Origin of the sequence: Rhodopseudomonas palustris, from assembly GCF_003226555.1 — a bacterium.
GTDB classification, from domain to species: Bacteria; Pseudomonadota; Alphaproteobacteria; order Rhizobiales; family Xanthobacteraceae; genus Rhodopseudomonas; species Rhodopseudomonas palustris_I.
On record NZ_QKQS01000023.1, the window covers coordinates 442,630 to 463,493 of the forward strand.

Sequence of the window (20,864 nt, forward strand, 5' to 3'; positions counted from 1 at the left end):
AAGCAAGAAGCCTTCGACCGACCAGCGGTTTTTCCTCGTCGCAGAACAATGGTGACACCCGTTTAAAGCGGGTCGAACTTGTAGGCGGCCTGGAGAAAGGTTCCATACCTTTCGGTGCGGACCGGCAGGGTCTGACACGGACACTCCGTGCCGAAGATGTTGGTGTAGGCGTTGGTGGTCGCCCACATCGCCCAATACCGCGCACCGGCGCCAATGCTGAAAGCGCTATTGAGCTGATACGACAGGATGGCTTCGAGTTGGACGCCCTGACCGGTGCCCTGCGACGGCGACACGGTGTCGGGGACGTCCGTCCGCAGCAAATGAGTGTCGGTTCCGAACGTCTTCACATAGGGCAGATAGGCTGCATCGGCCAAAAGCTTCAGCCCGCGGCCGAGGCCGATCTCGCCGTTGAGGCCGACCCGCAGCGAGTGCCAGGTGTCGTTCTGGGTGATGCCGAGAACCGCAGCCGAAATCGGTTGCGCGCAGATCAGCGAGGTGGCGCCCGCCGTCTGAATGCAGCCATAGGCCGATTTGTTCTCCCGGTAGTAATTGTAGCCGACGAAGCCGCCGAGTTTGTAGTCCGGCCCGCGCAGCAGATTGTAACCGACGTCGAGCGTCGCATAGGCGATGCTGCCCTTGACCGGATCCGACAACGTATTCGAATAGGGGATGCCCTCGGTGGCGATCCAATCCTCGTCGTTCATATGGCCGCTCACGAGCGTCCCGCCGCCGGCAAAGCCCTTGAGGAAGGTGTCGTAGGGACCGTCGACGCGGCCGAAAGCCTCGCCTGACGCGGCGGTGCTCTGATAGGTCAACCGCGAGATCAGGACGTTCTGACTCCCCTGATCGACCGTCGCCCCGAGATCCTTCTGGAAGCGGCCCGAACTGTACCAGACGCGTCCGCCGACCTCGACCGCGCCGCGCTCGACGACATCGACTCCGGCTTGGGATCCGCGCAGATGATAGTCGTCGAAGCGAGCGTCGACATCGCCGCCGAATTTGAGATTGAGGCCGACCTTCACGGCGTGCAGGTCCTGCTCGACCTTGCTCGTGCCCCGCGGAGTGGCGAAATAGCCGACGCCAGGGACCAGCCGGAAGCTCGCCGGCGTCGCCATGTCGCGGCTGCCGAAATCGGCGTAGTCGTATTCGAGCTTCACCGACCAGGCCGGCGCCAGCGCCCGTTCGATGCCGGCGCCGACGGTCCAGCCCCACCGGCCGTCATCGACATCCGTCGAATTGCCGAGCGGATAGCCGACGGTAATATCGAGCCGTTCGCTGAGGAACGCTGCGCCGCCTTTGGCATAGAGCAGCGTCCGGCCGCCGCGGCCGGTCACCAAGCCGGCACGGCCGGTGAGCGTCGCCAGCGCATCCTGGCGGACGCGACAATTGGACGAAATGAACAACCCCGAGGACGCCATACAAGTATTGGTGCCCTTGGCGTTCATCGAACTGAGATCGGCTTCGACGCCGATCAGCCAATTCGCATTCGGCTGATAATTGTAACCAACTTGAATGCCGGCGAGGGCTGCTGGGCTGCGGACGTTGCCTCCGTAGAGGCCGGGTCCGGCGGGATCGCTGAAGCTCGACGAGCCGAAGCTACCGCCGAGATGAGCGCCCCAATACAAGCCGGTCCAATTCCACGACACCGGCGCAGCCGGCATGAGTGGAGGAAAATACGGCATGTCGGCCGCTGCGGCCGGCGAAATCACCGTCGCCAGCGCGGCTGCGGCAACCAGAATTCGACTCATGGGATCACACTCTGCTCGGCACAACGATGCCGAGCAGAGTGCAACCCATGGATTAAAAAAATGGTAACCGTGTTTGTTAGCTAGCTGCTAACCATGCGCAACGACGCCGCGCAGCACCAGCCGGTTGAGACGGCTGGCGAACGCAGCAGGGTCTTCGGGCAACTCGCCGTCGAGGATCTGCGCCTGCTCCAGCAGCAGGAAGGCGAGATCGCCGGCTTCCGCCTTGTCGGTCTTGGTATCGCCGAGCGCCGCGACCAGCGGATGCTTCAGGTTGATCTCGAGGATCGGCTTGGAGCCGGCGCCCTTGTTGGCGCGCGCCAGCATCTTCTCGAGTTCGCGATCCGGCCCCATCCCGCCCGCCACCAGGCACGATGCACTCGAGGTCAGCCGCTGCGAGGCTTTGACGTCGGAGACGCGGTCGCCGAGCGCGTCCTTGATCACCGCGATCACGGTCGCCTCGTCGGCCTTGGCCTCGTCCTTCTTGTCCTCGTCCTGCTCGAGCTTCGGGATCAGGTCGAAATTGACGTCGCCCTGGCTCAGCGACTTCAGCGGCTTACCGCCGAAATCGAGCTGCGCGGAGGTCCAGAACGCGTCCACCGGATCGGTCAGCAGCAGCACTTCGATGCCGCGCGCAGTCGCCGATTCCAGCTTCGGGTTGGACTTCAGCCGCTCAAGAGAATCACCGACCAGATAATAGATCTCGGTCTGATTCTCCTTCATCGCTTCGACATATTGCTTCAGCGACCGCTTTTCGCCCGCGGTCGTCGTGAAACGGGCTAGCGACAGCAGCTTCTCGCGGCGCTCGAAGTCCTCGTACAGGCCCTCCTTCAGCACCGGACCGAACGCGTCCCAGATCTTGGCGAAGTCGTCCGGCTTCTTGTCGGCAAGGCTCTCCAGCTCGCTGATCACCTTGCCGGTCACCGCGCTGCGGATCTGTGCGAGCTGCGGATTCTTCTGCAGCATCTCGCGGGACAGATTGAGCGGCAGGTCCTCAGAGTCGATCACGCCGCGCAGGAAGCGCAGATAGGGCGGCAACAACTCGGCCTCGGAGGTGATGAAGACGCGGCGGACATAGAGCTTGATCTTGCCCTTGCGCTCCGGCTCGAACAGGTCGAACGGCTTGGTCGACGGCGCGAACAGCATCACCGCGTAGGACTGCCGGCCCTCGGCGCGATAGTGCAGCGTCATCGCCGGCTCGTCGAACGCGCCCGCGATCTGCTTGTAGGCCTGCTTGTAGTCGTCCTCGCTGAGTTCGGATTTCGAGCGCTGCCACAGCGCGCTGGCCGAATTGATCTGGCGCGGTTCGCCTTCCTCCGGCACCAGCAGAATCGGAAATTGGATGTTGTCGGAATATTCGGTGACGATCCGCTCGATCTGCCAGTCTTCGAGATATTTCGACGCGTCCGGCTTCAAATGCAGCACGATCTCGGTGCCGCGTTCGACCCGAGCCGCGGCCTCCTCGGACGCAGGAGCGATTTCGAAGCCGGCGCCGCCGGCGGACGTCCAGGTCCAGACCTCGTCCGATCCGGCGCGACGGCTGGTGACGATGATCTTGTCGGCCACCATGAAGGCGGCATAGAAGCCGACACCGAACTGGCCGATCAGGCTGGCACTGTCCTTGGTCTCGGCGAGCTTGGAGATGAACGACTTGGTGCCGGACTTGGCGATGGTGCCGAGATTGTCGATCAGCTCCTGGCGGTCCATGCCGATGCCGTTGTCGACGATCGTCAGGGTGTCGGGTGCCTTTTTCGGAATGATCCGGATCGTCGGCTCGCCGCCTTTTTCCATCAGCTCGGGCTTTGCGATCGACTCGTAGCGCAGCTTGTCGAGCGCATCAGAGGCGTTCGAAATCAGCTCGCGCAGGAAGATGTCGGTCTCGGAATAGACCGAGTGCACCATCAGGTTCAAAAGCTCGGCAACTTCGGCCTGGAACGGCTTCGTCTCGCTCGGGGTATCAGTCATGGTCATGGCGAATGTCGCTGGTCCTGCAGAAGGAATGTGAGGGAAAACCGGGATATAGCGCGGGAGCGCGCGATGGCAAGGTGGTCGCGCGCGCTAGATGCCGGGACCGGCCGAAGCAACCGCCGAGCAGCAACAGGCCTTAAGCCCGCCGAGTTCGGAGCGCGACAGCCGCAGGCTCCAGCCATAGGCGTCGAGCACATCCTGGACGATCGCCAGCCCAAGCCCCGCACCCTCGCCGCGCTGATCGAGCCGGATGCCGCGGGACAGCACCTCGGTGCGCGCCGCCTCGTCCAGCCCGTCGCCGTCGTCTTCGATCATGACGCAGAATTCGTCGGCGTCGCAGGCGGTACCGATCCGCACCCGCGACTTGGCGTGGCGGGTGGCGTTGTCGAGCAGATTGCCAAGCACCTCGGCAAGATCAGTCCGTTCGATCGGCACCGCCACATAATCGGCGACCTCAATGGCGTAGTCGATCGCGCGACCAGCCGGGGTGCGCGACTGGATCGTCACCAGCGACCGCACCAGCGGCAACAGCTCGACCGTCACGCTCTCGCCGCGCCGGGCGGCACCGCGCAGCCTTGCCCGCGCCAACTCGCGGTCGACGTGCCGGCTCATCGCCGCGCCGACCGCCTCGATGTCGCGTGCGAGCTTGTCCTCGCCGCGCTCGCGCAGCCGCGCCGCATCGCCGGCCAGGGCTGCGAGCGGTGTTTTGAGACCATGGGCGAGATCGGCGGCGCGGTCGCGGGAGCGCTCGATCTCGCGCGCCTGCGCGTCCAACAGCGCATTGACCTCCTCGACCAGCGGCCGCACCTCGTCCGGCACCGCCTCTGGCAGGCGGCGGCTGTGGCCGGAGCGGATCGCGGCGACGTCGCGGCGCAGCGCAGCGAGCGGGCGCAAGCCGAGCATCACTTGCACCGAGGTGGCGATCGCCAGCACCACGCCGAGCAGGCCGAGCGCGACCACAAGATCGCGCGCGAACGCCTTGCCGGCCGCATCGACCCGGGCCAGATCGACCGCAACCGCAGCACGGATCGGGACGCTCTTGCCGCCCATGGTGAGCAGCACCCGGCGCTCGACAACCGACAACCGCGAGCTGAACGGGCCGGCGATGTCGTGATGATGCACTTCGCCGGGGCCGGGCTGATCAATCGGCACGGTCAACCGGTCGTCCCACAGCGAACGCGAGCGGACGAGCTGATCGCCGTCATCGCCGACCTGCCAGTACAGCCCGGACAGCGGCTCGGAAAACCGCGGATCGGTCGGAGGCCTTACCACCAAGAGCCGGCCGTCCGGCCCGGCCTCGATGCCGGCGAGCAACTGCTTCAGCGACACGTCGAGATCGTCCGCGATGGTGCGGGTGACATGGCGCTCGAACAGGATGGTGAGCGCGAAACCGGCGATGCTGAGCGCGATCAGGATCGCCGCGGCGCCGCCGGCGATCAACCGCAGCCGCAGCGAACTGTGCTTCATGGACGCTCGTCCGGCACGATGTAGCCGAAGCCGCGCCGGGTCTCGATCAGCTCAGCGCCGATCTTGCGGCGGACGCGCCCGACCAGCACCTCGATCGCGTTGGAATCATGGGCATCGTCCTGGCCGTAGATGTTTTCGGCCAGCTCGTATTGCGACACCACCCGGCCACGATGCAGCACCAGATAGGACGCCAGCCGATATTCCAGCGGCGACAGCGACACCGGCTTGCCGCCGACGCTGACTTGCATCTGGCGCTCGTCGAGCGTGACCTCGCCGATGGTAACCACCGACGAGGCATGGCCGGCCGAGCGCCGCACGATCGAGCGCAGCCGCGCCAGCAGCTCCTCCATCTGAAACGGCTTCGGCAGATAGTCGTCGGCGCCGGCATCGATGCCGTCGACCCGTTCGGCCCAACTGCCGCGCGCGGTGAGAATCAGCACCGGGGTGAGGCGGCCGTTGTCGCGCCAGCGCTTCAGGATGGTGAGGCCGTCGAGCCGCGGCAGGCCGAGGTCGAGAATGATCGCAGCGTAGTCCTCGGTGTCGCCGCGGAACCAGGCCTCTTCGCCGTCGCCGACGATCTCGGCCAGATAGCCGGCTTCGCGAAGGCCGCGGGCCAGCTCCGACGCGATCCGGCTGTCGTCCTCGACCACCAGCACCCGCATCATTTCTCCCTGGTGCGGCGGATCTCGCCACTCAGCGCATCGACGTAGACTTCGTACAGCCGGCCGCCCTTGTCGACCACGATGAACTCGTACAGCCATTGATCGTGGTGGCGCTCGATCTCGACGCCGGTGATCTCGCCAGGGAGTTTGCCGCGAATCATCGCCAGCAGTTCGGCGAGCGGTCGGATTTCGCCGCGCTCGACGGCGAGGCGGGCTTGGTCATGATCGTGGCGGCGGTCGTGGGCGCCGTGGTCGTGCGCGAACACGGGGGCCGACGGCATCGGCGCCGCGGCGATCACAGCTGCGAATGCGAGAATGAAGAGGCGCCTCATCGGCTTCCGGCCGGCTGCTTCGGAAACCGCCAATCTCGCGCCGAGCCGCTGACCGCTCGCTGACAACGGTCAAAGCAGCGGAAGGCCGCCGTCAGCCGCCGTTCCGGGAAAACAATGGCCGCAGCACGCCGGCCACCACGCCAGCAGCGATCAACAAGCCGACCACCGGGATCCACAGCAGAAACGCCCCGAGCAGCAGCACCAGCACCACGGCGATCACCGCCCCAATAACCAGCGCCATCAAAAACAGGCCGAGCGGGCCGACTTTACCGACGAAAACTCGCTCGGTGGTGTTCTGGTCGATGAAAATCCGCGTCCCCATCGGATCATGGGTCTGTCCGGGCGGAATGATCTCCGGCTCATAGCGTGGCCGCTCCGGCGGCCGGGATTGATCGGTCATGATGCGAGTCCTTGGGGCGCGCGAGGCTCGGCTCCGGCGCGAATCCAGCATAGCCACAAAGGTGGCGGGCGCGAGAGCCTTTCCACAGAGGTTACGCGGCGATCGGCCGCGCGACACACTGTTTCGACGCGGCAATACCGCCGAGCTGCCTCGTGCTGCGGCTGAGCAGCCGCACTGTACCGAACTCAGGACGCCCGCAGGAGTTCCATGGCCTGCGCCACCCGCTCCGGGAAGGCGGCCGCCAGCGCGGCACGGTCGGCTTTCAGCACGCCGCGCTCGGTGATCAGACCGGTGACCAGCCGCGCCGGGGTGACGTCGAAGCCGTAATTGGCGACCTTGGAGCCCTGCGGCACGATCCGCACCGTCTCGATCCGGCCATCGCCGGTGCGGCCGGTCATGTCGGTCACTTCCGCGGCCTCGCGCTGCTCGATCGGGATTTCCTTCACGCCGTCGTGGATGGTGAAGTCGATCGTCGGAGACGGCAGCGCGACGTAGAACGGCACCTTATTGTCCGCCGCCGCCAGCGCCTTCAGATAGGTGCCGATCTTGTTGCAGACGTCGCCGTCGGCGGTGACGCGGTCGGTGCCGACGATCACAAGATCGACCAGACCGTGCTGCATCAGATGGCCGCCGGTATTGTCCGGAATCACGGTGTGGTCGACGCCGTGGTGGCCGAGCTCCCAGGCCGTCAGCGACGCGCCCTGGTTCCGCGGCCGGGTCTCGTCGGCATATACATGGATCGGAATACCAGCGTCGAACGCCTGATAGATTGGCGCCGTGGCCGTGCCCCAATCGACGGTGGCGAGCCAGCCGGCGTTGCAATGGGTCAGCACGTTGACGCGCTCGCCGGGCTTCTTGGTCGCGGCGATTGCCTCGATCAGCTTCAGCCCGCTGGCGCCGATCGCCTGATTGATCGCAACGTCTTCGTCGGCGATCTCACCGGCGCGCCGATAGGCCGCCGCGACGCGATCCGCCGGCTGCACCGGGGCGAGCGCACGGCGCATCTCGTCCAGTGCCCATTTCAGATTGATGGCGGTCGGCCGGGTCGCGACCAGCTTTTGATAAGCGGCCTCGAGCCCGGCGTCGGAGGCATCCTCGCGCATCGCCAGCGCCATGCCGTAGGCCGCCGTCGCCCCGATCAGCGGCGCGCCGCGCACCAGCATGGTGCGGATCGCATCGGCCGCTGCATCGGAACTGGTCAACTTCACCACCACATAGTCGTGCGGCAGCCGGCGCTGATCGATGGTGCCGACGGTCCAGCCGTCGGCTTCGAGCCAGATCGTGCGGGTATGTTTGCCGTCGACTTTCATGGTGCCTCGCTAACATCGAATCCGTCATTGCGAGCGAAGCGAAGCAATCCAGAAGTTCTGGCACTAGCACTGGATTGCTTCGTCGCTTCCGCTCCTCGCAATGACGAGGTTTACGCCTTCAAAACCCGCGCCGCCACCGCATCGAGCTTCTTCAGCAGTTCCGGATCGCGCGCTTCGGGAGCGGTGATGAAGGCGGCGTCGAGGGCGCGGTCGGAGCCGATCGGGCACTCCTCGTGCTCGCGCGGGAAGTCCTGCGCCAGCCGCGCCACCAGGCTCTTGGCCTTCTCGGCATTGGTGGTGAGGACCCGAACGATATCCTGCACCGTCACCGCGTCGTGGTCCGGGTGCCAGCAATCGAAGTCAGTGACCATCGCCACGGTCGCGTAGCAGATTTCCGCCTCGCGGGCGAGCTTGGCCTCCGGCATGTTGGTCATGCCGATCACCGAATAGCCGAGCTGCTTGTAGGTCATGCTCTCCGCATAGCTGGAGAACTGCGGCCCTTCCATACACAGGTAGGTACCGCCGCGTGCCACCGAAATGCCCTCAGCCTCGGCGGCCGCGGCGAGGTGGATGCGGAGCCGCGGCGAAACCGGATGCGCCATCGAGACATGGGCGACGCAGCCTTTGCCGAAGAACGAGCTTTCGCGCTTGTAGGTGCGGTCGACGAACTGATCGACCAGCACGAAGGTGCCGGGCGGCAGCTCTTCCTTGAACGAGCCGCAGGCCGACAGCGAGATCAGGTCGGTGACGCCGGCGCGCTTCAGCACGTCGATATTGGCGCGGTAGTTGATATCCGAGGGCGACAGCCGGTGGCCTTTGTCGTGGCGCGGCATGAACACGATCGGCAGGCCGGCGATATTGCCGCGCCGCACCGCGGAAGACGGCTGCCCCCACGGGCTCTCGATCGCTTCCTCGCGAACGTCTTCCAGCCCCGGCAAATCATAGATCCCGGAGCCGCCGATAATGCCGAGCACGGCCTTGGTCATGGACTGTCTCCCCGACGACAGCGTTTCCGAGCGAAATGGTCACCGGTTCGCGTGAAGAAAACGCGTCACAACAAAATCTGTCGCTGCATTCAACATGCGGGCGGGGCAGCGACAACCCCTTACGGCGACGGATCAGCCAAACGTCTTATCTTACCGCGTTGCCGGACAGGCTCGTGACGAGCCGGAGCAGACCGGCGCCGCGACGAATTTTCCTGTTCCCGAAGCTGCGACGATCGGATTAGGATTGCCGCTAAGGCCACGCAAAAGCGGCCAACGGGAGTGAAACCACGTGATCACGGGACGCGTCGTATTCGGCGCCATGGAGGAGGTCGTTTACGGTCAGCCGGCGGCGGATGCGCTTGCCGCTCAGCTCGACCGGGTGGGCGCGCAGCGGGCGCTGCTGATGGTGTCGGGCACGCTGAACCGCACAACCGATGAAATCGCCAAGATCAAGGACGCGCTCGGCGGCCGTTGCGCCGGGGTGTTCGACGCGATGCCGGCGCATACCCCGCGCGCAGCAGTGATCGCCGCCACCGAACAGGCCCGCGCTATCCAGGCCGACCTCATCGTCACCGTCGGCGGCGGCTCGATCACCGACGGCGCCAAAGCGGTGCAGATCTGCCTTGCCAACGACATCAGAACCACCACCGACATGGACCGCGTCGCCAATCAGGCGTCGCCGGTCGCGCCGAAAGTGCGGCAGATCAGCGTGCCGACCACGATTTCGGGCGGCGAGTTCAGCGCGATAGCCGGCGTTACCAACGAGGCGACGCGGGTCAAAGAAAAGTTCGCCCATCCGCTGGTGATGCCGCGCGCCGCGATCCTCGATCCGACCATTACGCTGCACACGCCGGAATGGCTGTTTCTGTCGACCGGCATCCGCGCGGTCGATCACTGCGTCGAGGCGATCTGCTCGCGCGAGGCGCATCCTTACGGCGACGCCCAGGCGCTGCGCGGCCTCGCGATGCTGGCAGCCGGGCTGCCGCGGGTGAAGGCCGACCCGACCGATCTCGACGCCCGGCTCGACTGCCAGATCGGCACTTGGCTGTCGATGGGCGCGCTGTCGTCAGGCGTGCCGATGGGCGCCAGCCACGGCATCGGCTACGTGCTCGGCGCGGTGTTCGACGTGCCGCACGGCCACACCTCCTGCATCATGCTGCCGGCGGTGATGCGCTGGAACAAGGCCGCCAACCACGACCGTCAGGCGCTGGTCGCCGCCGCGATGGGCCATCCCGGCGAAGACGCCGGCGACGTGCTCGACGCGCTGATCCGGGTGCTCGGCATGCCGCGCAGCTTGCGCGAGGTGAATGTCGGCCCCGAACATTTCGAGCGGATCGCCAGCCAGGCGATGGGCACGCCCTGGGTGCCGCGCAATCCGCGCCCGATCAGTGGGCCGGCGCAGGTGCGAGAGATTTTGGAGATGGCGGCGTAATCACCGCATCAACCAAGAGGGGCCGTCATTGCGAGCGCAGCGAAGCAATCCAGAAGCACGGTGCACCGAGCTGGATTGCTTCGTCGGCTTCGCCTCCTCGCAATGACGGCGGCGAATAACTGAACCGTTCAAAAAAACCAGAAGCTTAGGCACGCATCAGCAAAGGACCACGATGTACACCGGCCAGTTCGCGAAGACCCGTCCCGACCATCCCGCCTTCATCATGGGCTCGACCGGCGAGACCGTGAGCTATGCGGAGCTCGAGGCCCGCAGTAACCGCCTAGCGCATCTGTTGCGCAATCACGGTCTGCAGCGGCTCGATCATTATTCGATCTTCATGGAGAACAACAGCCGCTACATCGAGGCGTGCGGCGCCGGCGAACGCAGTGGCTATTACTACACCTGCGTCAATTCCTATCTGACGCCGGCCGAGCTCGCCTACATCCTGACCAACAGCGAATCGCGCGCGCTCATCACCTCCAAGGCCAAGCTCGACGTCGCCCGCGAGGCGCTGAAGGAATGCCCCAAGGTCACCCTCTGCGTGGTGGTCGACGGCGACGGTGAGAGCGAGCGGATCGTCGGGCTCGCCGAGGCGACCAAGGACCTGCCGGATACGCCGATCGCCGACGAGAGCCTCGGCACCGCGATGCTGTATTCGTCCGGCACCACCGGTCGGCCGAAGGGCATCCTGCGGCCGCTGCCGGAGCAGCCGCCGTCCGAACCGCTGCCTCTGTTCCACTTCCTCAACATGCTGTGGAAGTATCGCGACGGCATGATCTATCTGTCGCCGGCGCCGCTGTATCACTCGGCGCCGCAGGCTGCGGTCGGCCTCACCATCCGGGTCGGCGGCACCGTGATCATCATGGAGCATTTCGATCCGGAGCAGTATCTGGCGCTGATCGAAAAATACAGGATCACGCACAGCCAGCTGGTGCCGACGATGTTCTCGCGGATGCTGAAGCTGCCCGAGGAGGCGCGAAAGAAACACGATCTGTCGACGCTGGAAGTCGCGATCCATGCGGCCGCGCCCTGTCCGCCGCAGGTCAAGGAACAGATGATCGAATGGTGGGGACCGATCATCCATGAATATTACGGCGCGACCGAAGGCCTCGGCTTCACCGCCTGCAACAGCAGCGAGTGGCTGGCGCATCGCGGCACCGTCGGCAAGGTGATGTTCGGCGACCTGCACATTCTCGACGACGGCATGAAGCCATGCCCGAAGGGCACGCCGGGGCAGATCTGGTTCAAGACCGCAACGCCGTTCGAGTATTTCAACGACCCGAAGAAGACCCAGGAAGCACGCTCGGGCGACGGCAGCATGAGCACGGTCGGCGACGTCGGCTATGTCGACGACGACGGCTATCTGCACCTCACCGACCGCGCCACCTTCATGATCATCTCCGGCGGCGTGAACATCTATCCGCAGGAATGCGAGAACCTCTTGATCACCCACCCCAAGGTCGCGGATGCCGCGGTGTTCGGCGTGCCGAACGAGGATCTCGGCGAAGAGGTCAAAGCGGTGGTGCAGCCGATCGAGGGCGTCGCTGCCGGCGCCGAGTTGGAACAGGAACTACTGGCGTTCTGCGCCCAATCGCTGTCGCGCCAGAAGGTGCCGCGCTCGATCGATTTCACCGACGAAATGCCGCGCCTGCCCACCGGCAAACTCTACAAGCGCCTGCTGCGCGACAAATATTGGGGCAACAAGAACAGCCGGATCGTGTGAGACGGAGCGTCACGACGCTCCTCGTTTGAAGAACACCGCGCTGACCAGACGTCCTCGATCTCGAGTCGTCATTCCGGGGCGCAGGCGAAGCCTGCGAACCCGGAATCCCGAGATTGTGGGGCACCTCTTTGCCCTTGCACGTCGAGATTCCGGGTTCGCCGCTTCGCGGCGCCCCGGAATGACAGTGGTTCACGAGCCGAATCGGCCGCGGTGGGGTATATGCATCGCATGTCCCGCTCCTCCCGCCCGCTCGCATGACCCGCACGGCGTCCCGCGAAACCGACGACGAACTCGACGCACGAATGCTGTCGACGCTGAACCATGTGTTCGGCCTGTCGTCGTTCCGCGGCCAGCAGGAGGCGATCGTGCGGCATGTCGCCGATGGCGGCGATGCGCTGGTGCTGATGCCGACCGGCGGCGGCAAGTCGCTGTGCTACCAGCTGCCGGCGTTGCTGCGCGAGGGCTGCGGCGTGGTGGTGTCGCCGCTGATCGCGCTGATGCGCGACCAGGTCGCGGGGCTGCTGGAAAGCGGCGTGCGCGCCGCGGCGCTGAATTCGACGCTATCCTACGACGAGGCGAATGCGATCGAGCAGCAACTCCTGAAGGGCGAGCTCGACCTGCTCTATGTCGCGCCGGAGCGGCTGCTGACGCCGCGCTGCCTCAGTCTGCTGGCGCGGGCGAAGATCGCGCTGTTCGCCATCGACGAGGCGCATTGCGTGTCGCAGTGGGGCCACGACTTCCGGCCCGAATATGTCGGCCTCTCGGCGATCGCCGAGAAATTTCCCAACGTGCCGCGGATTGCGCTGACCGCCACCGCCGACGCGCTGACGCGGCGCGAGATCGCCGAACGGCTGTCGCTGCTTGATGCGCCCTGCTTCGTATCGAGCTTCGACCGCCCCAACATCCGCTACAGCATCGTCGACAAGCAGAACGCACCGGCCCAGCTCAAGGCGTTCATCGACGAGCGCCACCGCGGCGATTCCGGCGTCGTGTATTGCCTGTCGCGCGCCAAGGTCGAGGACATCGCCGAGACGCTGAGTAAGTCCGGCCTCACCGCGCTGCCGTATCACGCCGGCCTGCCGGCCGAGATCCGCGCCCGCAATCAGGATCGCTTCCTCAATGAAGACGGCGTGATCATCGTCGCCACGATCGCGTTCGGCATGGGCATCGACAAGCCGGACGTGCGGTTCGTCGCGCATCTCGATCTGCCCAAGAGCATCGAGGCCTATTATCAGGAAACCGGACGCGCCGGCCGCGACGGCAAGCCGTCCGAGGCCTGGATGGCCTATGGCCTGTCCGACATCGTCCAGCAACGCCGGATGATCGACGAGAGCATCGGTTCCGATGCGTTCAAGCGCGTGTCGATGGGCAAGCTCGATGCCCTGGTCGGCTTATGCGAATCCACCGGCTGCCGGCGCACGCGGCTGCTCGGCTATTTCGGCGAGACGTCGCCGCATCAGCATTGCGGCAATTGCGACAACTGCCTCACCCCGCCGAAGGTGATCGACGGCACCGTGGCGGCGCAGAAGCTATTGTCCTGCGCCTATCGCACCGGGCAGCGGTTCGGCGCGCAGCATTTGATCGATGTGCTGCTCGGCCGGCTGACCGAGCGCGCCTCTCAGTTCGGCCACGACAGGCTGTCGGTGTTTGGGATCGGCGGTGAGTTGAACGAAAAGCAATGGCGCGCTGTTATCCGGCAATTGGTGTCGCTCGGTCACCTTGCGCCGGACAGCGAGGCGTTCGGCGCCTTGAAGCTGACCGAGACCTCACGCGCGGTGCTGAAGGCCGAAACCCAGGTGATGCTGCGCGAGCAGACCGGCCGTCCGCCGCGGGCGAAATCCCGTCGCGGCGAAATCTGGTCGGCGGCACGCCGCGCGAGACCAGCGGCGATCCTGAACTGTTCGCGGCGCTCAAGGCGTGGCGATCCGAAGTGGCAAAGGCCCGCGGCGTGCCTGCCTATGTGGTGCTGCACGATGCCACCATCGATGGCCTTGCAGCCGCAAAGCCGCGAACGCTGGACGAGATGCGGGGCATTCCGGGCATTGGCGACAAAAAGCTCGAGCATTACGGCGCCGCGCTGCTGGCGGTGATCGGCGACCGGCGCTAGCCGGCCCGCAGGCAATCGGCTGCTGAAAGGACGTGGTCCGGATCCTGCAAAGCATCGCCTGGACGGATTATAGGAGGTGTCGCGATGCCGCTTTACGGCTTCCATTGTAAGCAATGCGACAAGGACTGCGAACTGCTGGTCGGGTTCGACGACAAGCCGCCCTGCCCGGCCTGCGGCAGCCGGCGGATGGAGCGATTGGTGTCGCGCCCGGCCGCGCCCGGCAAGAGCAAAGGTCTGATCAAAGCCGCACGCGCCCAGGCGGCACGCGAGGGACACTTCTCGAACTACAGCCGCAACGAGCGTGGCGGCTGATCTGTGTTGGAGTCGGGAACGGGCGATCGGTCAGATCACGACCGCCTCGTTGGCTATCGTCGCAACGACTGTCTCAAGACGACTGTCTCGATCGGAAGACCACCCTTGATCACAGGCATTGAGCCCGGTCGCATATCGCGCACCGGGCCCGCACACGCCGTCGATCAGTCGGCGTAATAACCATAGGCGTTATTGTAGTCGTATGCGCGGTAGCCACCGCTCCAGGCGCTGTAGCGAGGATTCGCCACGCAATTGCCGCCCGCGCCCTGCGCTGCATAGCGGCAGGCTTCGAAGCTGACGAAACTGCAGTTACCGGGATATCCCTGGTGCGCACCCTGCTTGCAGTACGGATATTCCACCTGGGCCATCGCGGGCTTCGCAGTCATCAGTTGCGTGGCACCCACTGCGCCGAGCGCCATCGCGGTCAAGGCCAGAGCTTTCATCGTGATGTCTCCTGTGTTGCGGGCACGTCACTGTGCCGTCATGAGCAGCCAACGACACGCCGCAACGAACGTTCCGGCTCCCGGCAGGTGCCGCGTTGTCGCATGCCCGCATTCGGATCGGTCGAATTGCGCCTGCGGCCGGGCGGTGGCACAAGCTCGGGCTACAGCAGACGAGAGATGTGTACGACACGGGGACAATATGCCGCCGTGCGAGAAATCAACGAGTGCGGGGGAATCCGCACCTTTCGGGAGAGAAGCGATGCCGCAACCGATTGAGGCGCCTGGCGTGGTGAGTCCGTTCGACGGAATGGATGTGCCGTGGCTTTTGAAGCTGCATGCCGAAGCGCGGCGCGAGCATCCATTCGTGATCTGGGCGCCATTCGATGGCCCGTCGCGGAGCTGGAGCTACGGCGAATTCCACGACCGTGTTGGCGCGCTTGCCGCCGGCCTCGCCAAGCGCGGCATCAAGCCGGGCGATTACCTGCTGATCCATCTCGACAATTGCGTCGAATTCCTGCTCGCCTGGTTCGCCTGCACCGAGCTCGGCGCGATCGCGGTCACCACCAATACCCGCTCGGCCGCGGCGGAGATCGAGTATTTCGCCGAACACTGCGGCGCGGTCGCCGCCATCACCCAGCCGGCCTATGCCGACCTCGTCGCCACCAATTGCAAGAACCTGCGCTGGATCGCGGTGATCTCGCACGACCCGGGCTCGCCGTTGCCGGCCCGGTCGGTCGCCAAAGCGGATTCGTTCGAGAGCCTGTTCGGCGACAGCGCCGACCGGCCGCGCCGACCGACCGATCCGCTGGCGCCGTGCAGCGTGCAGTACACCTCGGGCACGACCTCACGGCCCAAGGCGGTGCTGTGGACCCACGCCAATGCGCTGTGGGGCGCCAAGATCAACGCCGCGCACCAGACGCTGCGCGCCGACGACGTGCACCTCGCTTACCTACCGCTATTCCACACCAATGCGCTGGCCTATTCGATGCTAGCAAGTCTGTGGGTCGGCGGGACCTGCGTGGTGCAGCCGCGGTTCTCGTCCAGCCGGTTCTGGAAGGTCGCGCTCGAGCATCGCTGCACCTGGAATTCCAACATCGCCTTCTGCCTGAAGGCGCTGATGGAGCAGGAGACGCCGAAGCATCACAGCTTCCGGATGTGGGGCACGGCGGTGGCGGAGCCGCCGGCGTTCAAGAGCTTCGGCATCAAGATCATCGGCTGGTGGGGCATGACCGAAACCATCACCCACGGCATCATCGCCGAGGCCGACCAGCCCAACACGCCGATGGCGATCGGCCGCGCCGCGCCGGAATACACGCTCCGCATCGTCGGCGACGACGGCGCGCCCACCGCGGTCGGCGACACCGGCAACCTCTTGATCAAGGGCGTACCCGGCCTGTCGCTGTTCAAGGAGTATCTCTACAACGAGCAGGCGACCCGCGACAGCTTCGACGAGCACGGTTACTTCATCACTGGCGACCGCGTCACGCTGCTGGAGCTCGGCGCCATCAAGTTCGGCGACCGGGCCAAGGACATGCTGAAGGTCGGCGGCGAGAACGTCGCCGCATCGGAGATCGAGCAGGTGGTGATCACCGTGCCGGGCGTGCGCGAGGCCGCGGTGGTGGCCAAGAAGCACCCGATGCTCGACGAGGTGCCGGTGGTGTTCGTGATTCCGCAAGGCGGGGTCGCCGCCGCGCCGCCGGATTTCGCCGACCGCATCAGCGCCGCCTGTGCCTCGGCCCTCGCCGACTTCAAGCGCCCGCGCGAAGTCCGTTTGGTCGACGACATGCCGCGCTCGACGCTGGAGAAGGTGGCGAAGGCCGAACTCCGCAAGATGCTGGCGGACTAATCGTCCCTTCAGGTCATTCCGGGGCGCGCCGCGAGGCGCGAGCCCGGAATCTGGAAGGTCATGGAAGAGAGAGATCGCCGGTGCCGCGCTGCGCGCGTCCCCGGAATGACCAATTGGTATCAGCCGCCCATCGCGACCGGGCGGAACGCCTGCAGCAGGCGCTGGTCAATCTTGCCGCCCATGTTCTCCATCGCGATGAACGCCTGCAGCGGCGTCTTCGGCGTGTGGTTCTTGCGCGGTGCGACCAGCGACGCGAAGATGTCGACGATGGTGGTGATGCGAACGATATCGGCGACCTGATCGCCGTGCAGCCCGTCTGGATAGCCCGAACCGTCGAGCAATTCGTGATGGTGCAGCACGACGTCGAGTGTCTCGCGCGGGAAGCTGCCTTCGGCGACCAGCGCCTCGTACCCGAGCCGCGGATGCTCGCGGTATTTGCGCAGCGTATCGCCCTGCAGATTGTCGAGGTTGTCGAGCGCCGACACGTCCACATAGGCCTTGCCGACATCGTACAGCAGCGCCGCGCGGGTCAGCCGGCGCTGATCCTCCTCTCGCATCCCAAGATACTGCGCGAACGCCACCGCAAAGCCGGTTGCGAACAGACAGAGCCGGTAGCTGTCGTCGTGATGGCGGCCGACCGTGGATAGCCATTCGCGCAGCGACGAGCGCTTGATCGCCTTCAGGATGGGGCCTTCCGCCTGCATCACATCCTGAAACGTCAGCGGCTTGCCGTGCAACCGCTCGAACATCTTCACCAGAACCTTGTGAGCCGCAGTGACACCGTCGCTGAGCGCAGCGGCGCGAGCGGTGGCGGTGTCTTCGGACGGATCCGGAAACGCCGAGCGAACCCGCTGCAACAGATCGCGCGGATCGAACGGACGGGCGATGGTGTCGGTGGCGCCGAGCGCCCACGCCTGCATCGAGCCGTGATGCAATTCGTCGGCGAGCACGAACAGCCGCGGCATCGGCTGATAGGCGCCGCCGAGCAGCTTGCGCCGCACCAGCTGCACGCTGTCGGCCGAACGCAGATTGATGTCGACCACGATGCCCGACAGATCGCGCGCCGGCGCGTCCGGCAGATGCGCGGTCGGCACCGTCTCGACCTCCGCAACGCTCGCCAGAATGCCCGCGATGTCGACGCTGCGATCACGGCGATCGGACGCCAGCAGCAAACGCCGGCGCGGCGCAGGGTTGGACGCGGGTTGTCGAGCTAATGCAGTCATGAAGGTCACCGGATCGCTTCCGTGGGCAGGTAATGTCCTTACACTAACGAGAAACTGGTTCTCCGAGATTAATGGGCGTTGTTAACGGGCCGTGACCGCCACGGCTCACATTTGATACAATGTCAGAACCGTGATTATGCGAGGGCTCGCGCTGACGAGCCGCATCGTTATGATGCGCGCCAGAGTGCCATGGAGAATGGGGCGGGACGGAGACCGATGACAGCGACAACACCTGCGATCGCCCCTCGGCTCCGCGTTGCCGTAGCGACAGTCGGCGCGCTGCTGCTATCGGTCGCACCGACCTTTGCTCAACGATCCGAGGTGATCGTCGCACCGCCGTTCGTTGCAACGCTGTCCAACACCACGCCGCTGGCGTTCGGGATGGATGCCAATCAGGCTGCGACCGCGCTCGGCATGCCGCTCAACTATGTCAGCGGCAAGCCCGGCGACGAGGTCTTTCTGGTAATCCGCACTCAGGGTGGCACCGGCTTCTTCGACCGCCGCGACCGGCTTTATCTGCAATTCCGTCGCGGCCGCTTGGCTGGCTGGAAGGGCGACTGGGGCCGCAACTGGATGTGGCGCTAGCACCGCCCTCCGCTTTCATCGAACCCTTCATTGTCAACGACGCAAAGGATCGCCCGTGGGACACGACATCACGCTGAAGGCTGCCGACGGCTTCGAACTCGGCGGCTATCGGGCCGATCCCGCAGGCCCGCCAAAGGCTGCGATCGTGGTGATCCAGGAGATTTTCGGCGTCAACCATCACATCCGGAACGTCTGCGACCGCCTCGCCGCGGAAGGCTATGTGGCGGTCGCGCCGTCGATCTTCGACCGCATCGAACGCAATTTCCAAAGCGGCTATTCGCCCGACGAAGTCGCGGTGGCGCGCAAATTCGTCGCGAATCCGGATTGGCCGGCAATGCTGCGCGACACCCAGGCGGCGATCGATGCCGTGAAGAACATCGGCCCGGTCGGCATCATCGGCTTCTGCCTTGGCGGCAGCGTTGCCTATGCGGCGGCGACCAAACTTCAGGGGCTGAAGGCTGCGATCGGGTATTACGGCGGTGCCATCGTCCGCTTCGCCGACGATAAGCCATCGGTGCCGACGCAACTGCATTTCGGCGAGAAGGACACCGGAATTCCGCTGAGCGACGTCGATGCCATCCGGGCCAAGCGGCCGGAGGTCGAGATTCTGGTCTATCCGGGCGCGCAGCACGGCTTCGGCTGCGACGAACGGGCGAGCTACGACAAGCCGAGCTCAGACATCGCCTGGCAGCGCAGCCTCGCGTTCTTCGGCGCGCATCTGAAATAGGTTTTCGTGGGAGACTGACGCTGGTCGGCGATCAGAACCAGCGTTCGCCGACATAGACGGTGTCGCCGGGGCTGATCGGCGTGCCGAGCGGCACCACCTCACGTACCGTGCCGCCGCCCTCCGGATGCGTCACCGTCACCCGATCGCGCTGCGCGCGCGGGGTGAACCCGCCGGCGATCGCAACGGCACTCTCGACGCTCATATGCGGCACATACGGGTATTGGCCCGGAGCGGTCACTTCGCCGAGGATGAAGAATGGCCGATACGACTCGACCTCCACCGCCACCGACGGCTCGCGGATGAAGCCGCGGCGCAGCCGCGCGGTAATCTCGGCGGCGAGACCCGCGGGGGTGCGGCCGCGCGCCGGCACCGCGCCGATCAGCGGCATGGTGATCGAGCCCGCAGCGTCGATCGAATAGGTGTTGGTGAGCCCTTCCTGTCCGTAAACCACGACGCGCAGCCGATCGCCGGCGTCGAGCCGATAGGCCGGCTCCGGCATGTTGGGCGCCGCATAGGCGGCAGCCATCGGCGGAACGCGTCCGCCATACGCCATGGTGTCGAGGGTGTTCTGCGGCTGAATCATGGCGACCGGACCAGACCGGCGCATGCAGCCGCCAAGCGCAAGCGCCGTCGCCACGATGATCATCGATACTTGAAACGCGCTTACGACACGCACTGGGGCCATCCCTCACGACGAGACAGCTCCGTTTATGCCCCGTTAGGGTTAACAAACGGTTTGGGAGTGGGACGCGCCCCCGTAATCAGGCGAGGCGGCAGCCATCCGCCGCCCGCAGGCAGGCGGCGGATGGCAGGATATGATCAGGCGGTGACGCCGACACCGACCGGGCACGACACCCCGGTGCCGCCGAGGCCGCAATAGCCGCCCGGATTCTTGGCGAGGTACTGCTGGTGGTAGTCCTCGGCATAATAGAACGCCCCTGACGGCGCGATCTCGGTGGTGATCGGCCCATAGCCCTTGGCCTTCAGCGCTTCGCCATAGGCGACGCGCGAGGCTTCCACCGCGCGCATCTGCTCGTCACCGAACGTGTAGATCGCCGAGCGATATTGCGAGCCGACGTCGTTGCCCTGCCGCATCCCCTGGGTCGGATCGTGGCTTTCCCAGAACGTCTTCAGCAATGCGTCGTAGGAGATCTTGGCCGGATCGAACACCACCAACACCACTTCGGTGTGGCCGGTGCGGCCCGAGCAGACCTCCTCATAGGTCGGATTGGGCGTAAAACCGCCAGCATATCCGACCGCGGTCGAATAAACGCCGTCGCCGAGCTGCCAGAACTTGCGCTCGGCACCCCAGAAGCAGCCGAGTCCGAATACCGCCTGCTGCAGGCCTTCCGGGAACGGCGGCTGCAGCCGGTTGCCGTTCACGAAATGCGTCCGGGCTGTGGGGATCGGCGTCGGCCGGCCCGGCAACGCCTCGGCAGCACTCGGCATCGCGGTCGATTTGCGCATGAAGAACATCGAAAACCCTCCCGGCGCGAACGCGAGCGGCGGCCCGCTCCGCGCATACATGATGGCGACAGCCGAGCCCAGCGTGGCGCTGATGCAATCGGCTCTCAACTCAATTTCAGGATATAGGTG

General features: G+C 65.4%; 18 protein-coding genes and 1 pseudogene. 7 read left to right on the forward strand and 12 right to left on the reverse strand.

Annotated features, from left to right (window positions below):
- Positions 1-62: 62 nt before the first annotated feature.
- The 8 genes from DNX69_RS14590 to DNX69_RS14625 form a co-directional block, all read right to left on the reverse strand.
- Positions 63-1,748: an outer membrane beta-barrel protein gene (locus DNX69_RS14590; protein ID WP_110786689.1), complete on the reverse strand. Its 1,686-nt coding sequence runs from the start codon at positions 1,746-1,748 to the stop codon at positions 63-65.
- Between the two features lie 87 nt (positions 1,749-1,835).
- Positions 1,836-3,716, reverse strand: a complete 1,881-nt coding sequence (gene htpG, locus DNX69_RS14595) for a molecular chaperone HtpG (RefSeq protein WP_110786690.1) — start codon at positions 3,714-3,716, stop codon at positions 1,836-1,838.
- Positions 3,717-3,803: 87 nt separating this feature from the next.
- On the reverse strand, positions 3,804-5,180 hold the full coding sequence (locus DNX69_RS14600; RefSeq protein WP_110786691.1) for a sensor histidine kinase: 1,377 nt from the start codon (positions 5,178-5,180) through the stop codon (positions 3,804-3,806).
- Positions 5,177-5,842 (reverse strand): response regulator transcription factor, encoded by a 666-nt coding sequence (locus tag DNX69_RS14605; RefSeq protein WP_110787632.1) that lies wholly within the window; start codon positions 5,840-5,842, stop codon positions 5,177-5,179. The genes DNX69_RS14600 and DNX69_RS14605 overlap by 4 nt, the downstream gene beginning before the upstream one ends.
- Complete coding sequence (locus tag DNX69_RS14610) at positions 5,842-6,174, reverse strand: PepSY domain-containing protein (RefSeq protein WP_110786692.1); 333 nt, start codon at positions 6,172-6,174, stop codon at positions 5,842-5,844. Before DNX69_RS14610 ends, DNX69_RS14605 begins: the two co-directional genes overlap by 1 nt.
- A 91-nt stretch (positions 6,175-6,265) precedes the next feature.
- The gene (locus DNX69_RS14615) at positions 6,266-6,574 is read right to left on the reverse strand and encodes a hypothetical protein (RefSeq protein WP_110786693.1); all 309 of its coding nucleotides are present in this window, start codon (positions 6,572-6,574) and stop codon (positions 6,266-6,268) included.
- Between the two features lie 185 nt (positions 6,575-6,759).
- Entirely contained in the window at positions 6,760-7,884 is a 1,125-nt protein-coding gene (gene mtnA, locus DNX69_RS14620; RefSeq protein WP_110786694.1) for an S-methyl-5-thioribose-1-phosphate isomerase, read from the reverse strand.
- Between the two features lie 110 nt (positions 7,885-7,994).
- On the reverse strand, positions 7,995-8,870 hold the full coding sequence (locus tag DNX69_RS14625) for an S-methyl-5'-thioadenosine phosphorylase (protein WP_110786695.1): 876 nt from the start codon (positions 8,868-8,870) through the stop codon (positions 7,995-7,997).
- A gap of 319 nt (positions 8,871-9,189) precedes the next feature.
- On the opposite strand from DNX69_RS14625, the gene DNX69_RS14630 reads away from it, so the two are divergent.
- The 4 genes and pseudogenes from DNX69_RS14630 (at position 9,190) to DNX69_RS14645 (ending at position 14,444) form a co-directional block, all read left to right on the forward strand.
- On the forward strand, positions 9,190-10,302 hold the full coding sequence (locus tag DNX69_RS14630; RefSeq protein ID WP_425327313.1) for an iron-containing alcohol dehydrogenase: 1,113 nt from the start codon (positions 9,190-9,192) through the stop codon (positions 10,300-10,302).
- Between the two features lie 172 nt (positions 10,303-10,474).
- Complete coding sequence (locus tag DNX69_RS14635; protein WP_110786696.1) at positions 10,475-12,025, forward strand: AMP-binding protein; 1,551 nt, start codon at positions 10,475-10,477, stop codon at positions 12,023-12,025.
- Between the two features lie 254 nt (positions 12,026-12,279).
- Positions 12,280-14,132: pseudogene (gene recQ, locus DNX69_RS14640) on the forward strand (DNA helicase RecQ).
- A gap of 84 nt (positions 14,133-14,216) precedes the next feature.
- Positions 14,217-14,444, forward strand: coding sequence for an FmdB family zinc ribbon protein (locus tag DNX69_RS14645; protein ID WP_110786697.1), 228 nt, complete (start codon positions 14,217-14,219; stop codon positions 14,442-14,444).
- A gap of 164 nt (positions 14,445-14,608) precedes the next feature.
- Here DNX69_RS14645 and DNX69_RS14650 read toward each other — a convergent pair whose 3' ends face one another.
- On the reverse strand, positions 14,609-14,887 hold the full coding sequence (locus DNX69_RS14650) for a DUF3551 domain-containing protein (protein WP_110786698.1): 279 nt from the start codon (positions 14,885-14,887) through the stop codon (positions 14,609-14,611).
- Positions 14,888-15,146: 259 nt separating this feature from the next.
- Between DNX69_RS14650 and DNX69_RS14655 the strand changes: the two genes are divergently transcribed.
- The gene (locus DNX69_RS14655; RefSeq protein WP_110786699.1) at positions 15,147-16,733 is read left to right on the forward strand and encodes an AMP-binding protein; all 1,587 of its coding nucleotides are present in this window, start codon (positions 15,147-15,149) and stop codon (positions 16,731-16,733) included.
- A gap of 119 nt (positions 16,734-16,852) precedes the next feature.
- On the opposite strand, the gene DNX69_RS14660 is transcribed toward DNX69_RS14655, so the two are convergent.
- The gene (locus DNX69_RS14660) at positions 16,853-17,956 is read right to left on the reverse strand and encodes an HD domain-containing phosphohydrolase (protein ID WP_110786700.1); all 1,104 of its coding nucleotides are present in this window, start codon (positions 17,954-17,956) and stop codon (positions 16,853-16,855) included.
- A gap of 216 nt (positions 17,957-18,172) precedes the next feature.
- Here DNX69_RS14660 and DNX69_RS14665 point away from each other — a divergent pair, with 216 nt between their 5' ends.
- Together DNX69_RS14665 and DNX69_RS14670 are read left to right on the forward strand one after the other, a co-directional pair.
- On the forward strand, positions 18,173-18,541 hold the full coding sequence (locus tag DNX69_RS14665) for a hypothetical protein (RefSeq protein ID WP_110786701.1): 369 nt from the start codon (positions 18,173-18,175) through the stop codon (positions 18,539-18,541).
- Positions 18,542-18,596: 55 nt separating this feature from the next.
- Positions 18,597-19,268, forward strand: coding sequence for a dienelactone hydrolase family protein (locus DNX69_RS14670; RefSeq protein WP_110786702.1), 672 nt, complete (start codon positions 18,597-18,599; stop codon positions 19,266-19,268).
- A 31-nt stretch (positions 19,269-19,299) separates the two neighbouring features.
- Here DNX69_RS14670 and DNX69_RS14675 read toward each other — a convergent pair whose 3' ends face one another.
- Together DNX69_RS14675 and msrA are read right to left on the reverse strand one after the other, a co-directional pair.
- The gene (locus DNX69_RS14675) at positions 19,300-19,953 is read right to left on the reverse strand and encodes a polysaccharide biosynthesis/export family protein (protein ID WP_165825266.1); all 654 of its coding nucleotides are present in this window, start codon (positions 19,951-19,953) and stop codon (positions 19,300-19,302) included.
- A 134-nt stretch (positions 19,954-20,087) separates the two neighbouring features.
- Positions 20,088-20,744, reverse strand: a complete 657-nt coding sequence (msrA, locus tag DNX69_RS14680) for a peptide-methionine (S)-S-oxide reductase MsrA (protein WP_110787635.1) — start codon at positions 20,742-20,744, stop codon at positions 20,088-20,090.
- Positions 20,745-20,864: the final 120 nt, after the last annotated feature.

What these genes read in the sequence shown, in the direction of transcription:
- DNX69_RS14600 (WP_110786691.1), bottom strand. Translation starts at nt 5,180, where the DNA reads ATGAAGCACAGTTCGCTGCGGCTGCGGTTGATCGCCGGCGGCGCCGCG.
- DNX69_RS14635 (WP_110786696.1), top strand. Translation starts at nt 10,475, where the DNA reads ATGTACACCGGCCAGTTCGCGAAGACCCGTCCCGACCATCCCGCCTTC.
- DNX69_RS14615 (WP_110786693.1), bottom strand. Translation starts at nt 6,574, where the DNA reads ATGACCGATCAATCCCGGCCGCCGGAGCGGCCACGCTATGAGCCGGAG.
- DNX69_RS14645 (WP_110786697.1), top strand. Translation starts at nt 14,217, where the DNA reads ATGCCGCTTTACGGCTTCCATTGTAAGCAATGCGACAAGGACTGCGAA.
- DNX69_RS14675 (WP_165825266.1), bottom strand. Translation starts at nt 19,953, where the DNA reads ATGGCCCCAGTGCGTGTCGTAAGCGCGTTTCAAGTATCGATGATCATC.
- DNX69_RS14660 (WP_110786700.1), bottom strand. Translation starts at nt 17,956, where the DNA reads ATGACTGCATTAGCTCGACAACCCGCGTCCAACCCTGCGCCGCGCCGG.
- DNX69_RS14665 (WP_110786701.1), top strand. Translation starts at nt 18,173, where the DNA reads ATGACAGCGACAACACCTGCGATCGCCCCTCGGCTCCGCGTTGCCGTA.
- DNX69_RS14590 (WP_110786689.1), bottom strand. Translation starts at nt 1,748, where the DNA reads ATGAGTCGAATTCTGGTTGCCGCAGCCGCGCTGGCGACGGTGATTTCG.
- DNX69_RS14610 (WP_110786692.1), bottom strand. Translation starts at nt 6,174, where the DNA reads ATGAGGCGCCTCTTCATTCTCGCATTCGCAGCTGTGATCGCCGCGGCG.
- DNX69_RS14630 (WP_425327313.1), top strand. Translation starts at nt 9,190, where the DNA reads ATGGAGGAGGTCGTTTACGGTCAGCCGGCGGCGGATGCGCTTGCCGCT.
- DNX69_RS14625 (WP_110786695.1), bottom strand. Translation starts at nt 8,870, where the DNA reads ATGACCAAGGCCGTGCTCGGCATTATCGGCGGCTCCGGGATCTATGAT.
- DNX69_RS14655 (WP_110786699.1), top strand. Translation starts at nt 15,147, where the DNA reads ATGCCGCAACCGATTGAGGCGCCTGGCGTGGTGAGTCCGTTCGACGGA.
- msrA (WP_110787635.1), bottom strand. Translation starts at nt 20,744, where the DNA reads ATGTTCTTCATGCGCAAATCGACCGCGATGCCGAGTGCTGCCGAGGCG.
- DNX69_RS14650 (WP_110786698.1), bottom strand. Translation starts at nt 14,887, where the DNA reads ATGAAAGCTCTGGCCTTGACCGCGATGGCGCTCGGCGCAGTGGGTGCC.
- htpG (WP_110786690.1), bottom strand. Translation starts at nt 3,716, where the DNA reads ATGACCATGACTGATACCCCGAGCGAGACGAAGCCGTTCCAGGCCGAA.
- DNX69_RS14605 (WP_110787632.1), bottom strand. Translation starts at nt 5,842, where the DNA reads ATGCGGGTGCTGGTGGTCGAGGACGACAGCCGGATCGCGTCGGAGCTG.
- mtnA (WP_110786694.1), bottom strand. Translation starts at nt 7,884, where the DNA reads ATGAAAGTCGACGGCAAACATACCCGCACGATCTGGCTCGAAGCCGAC.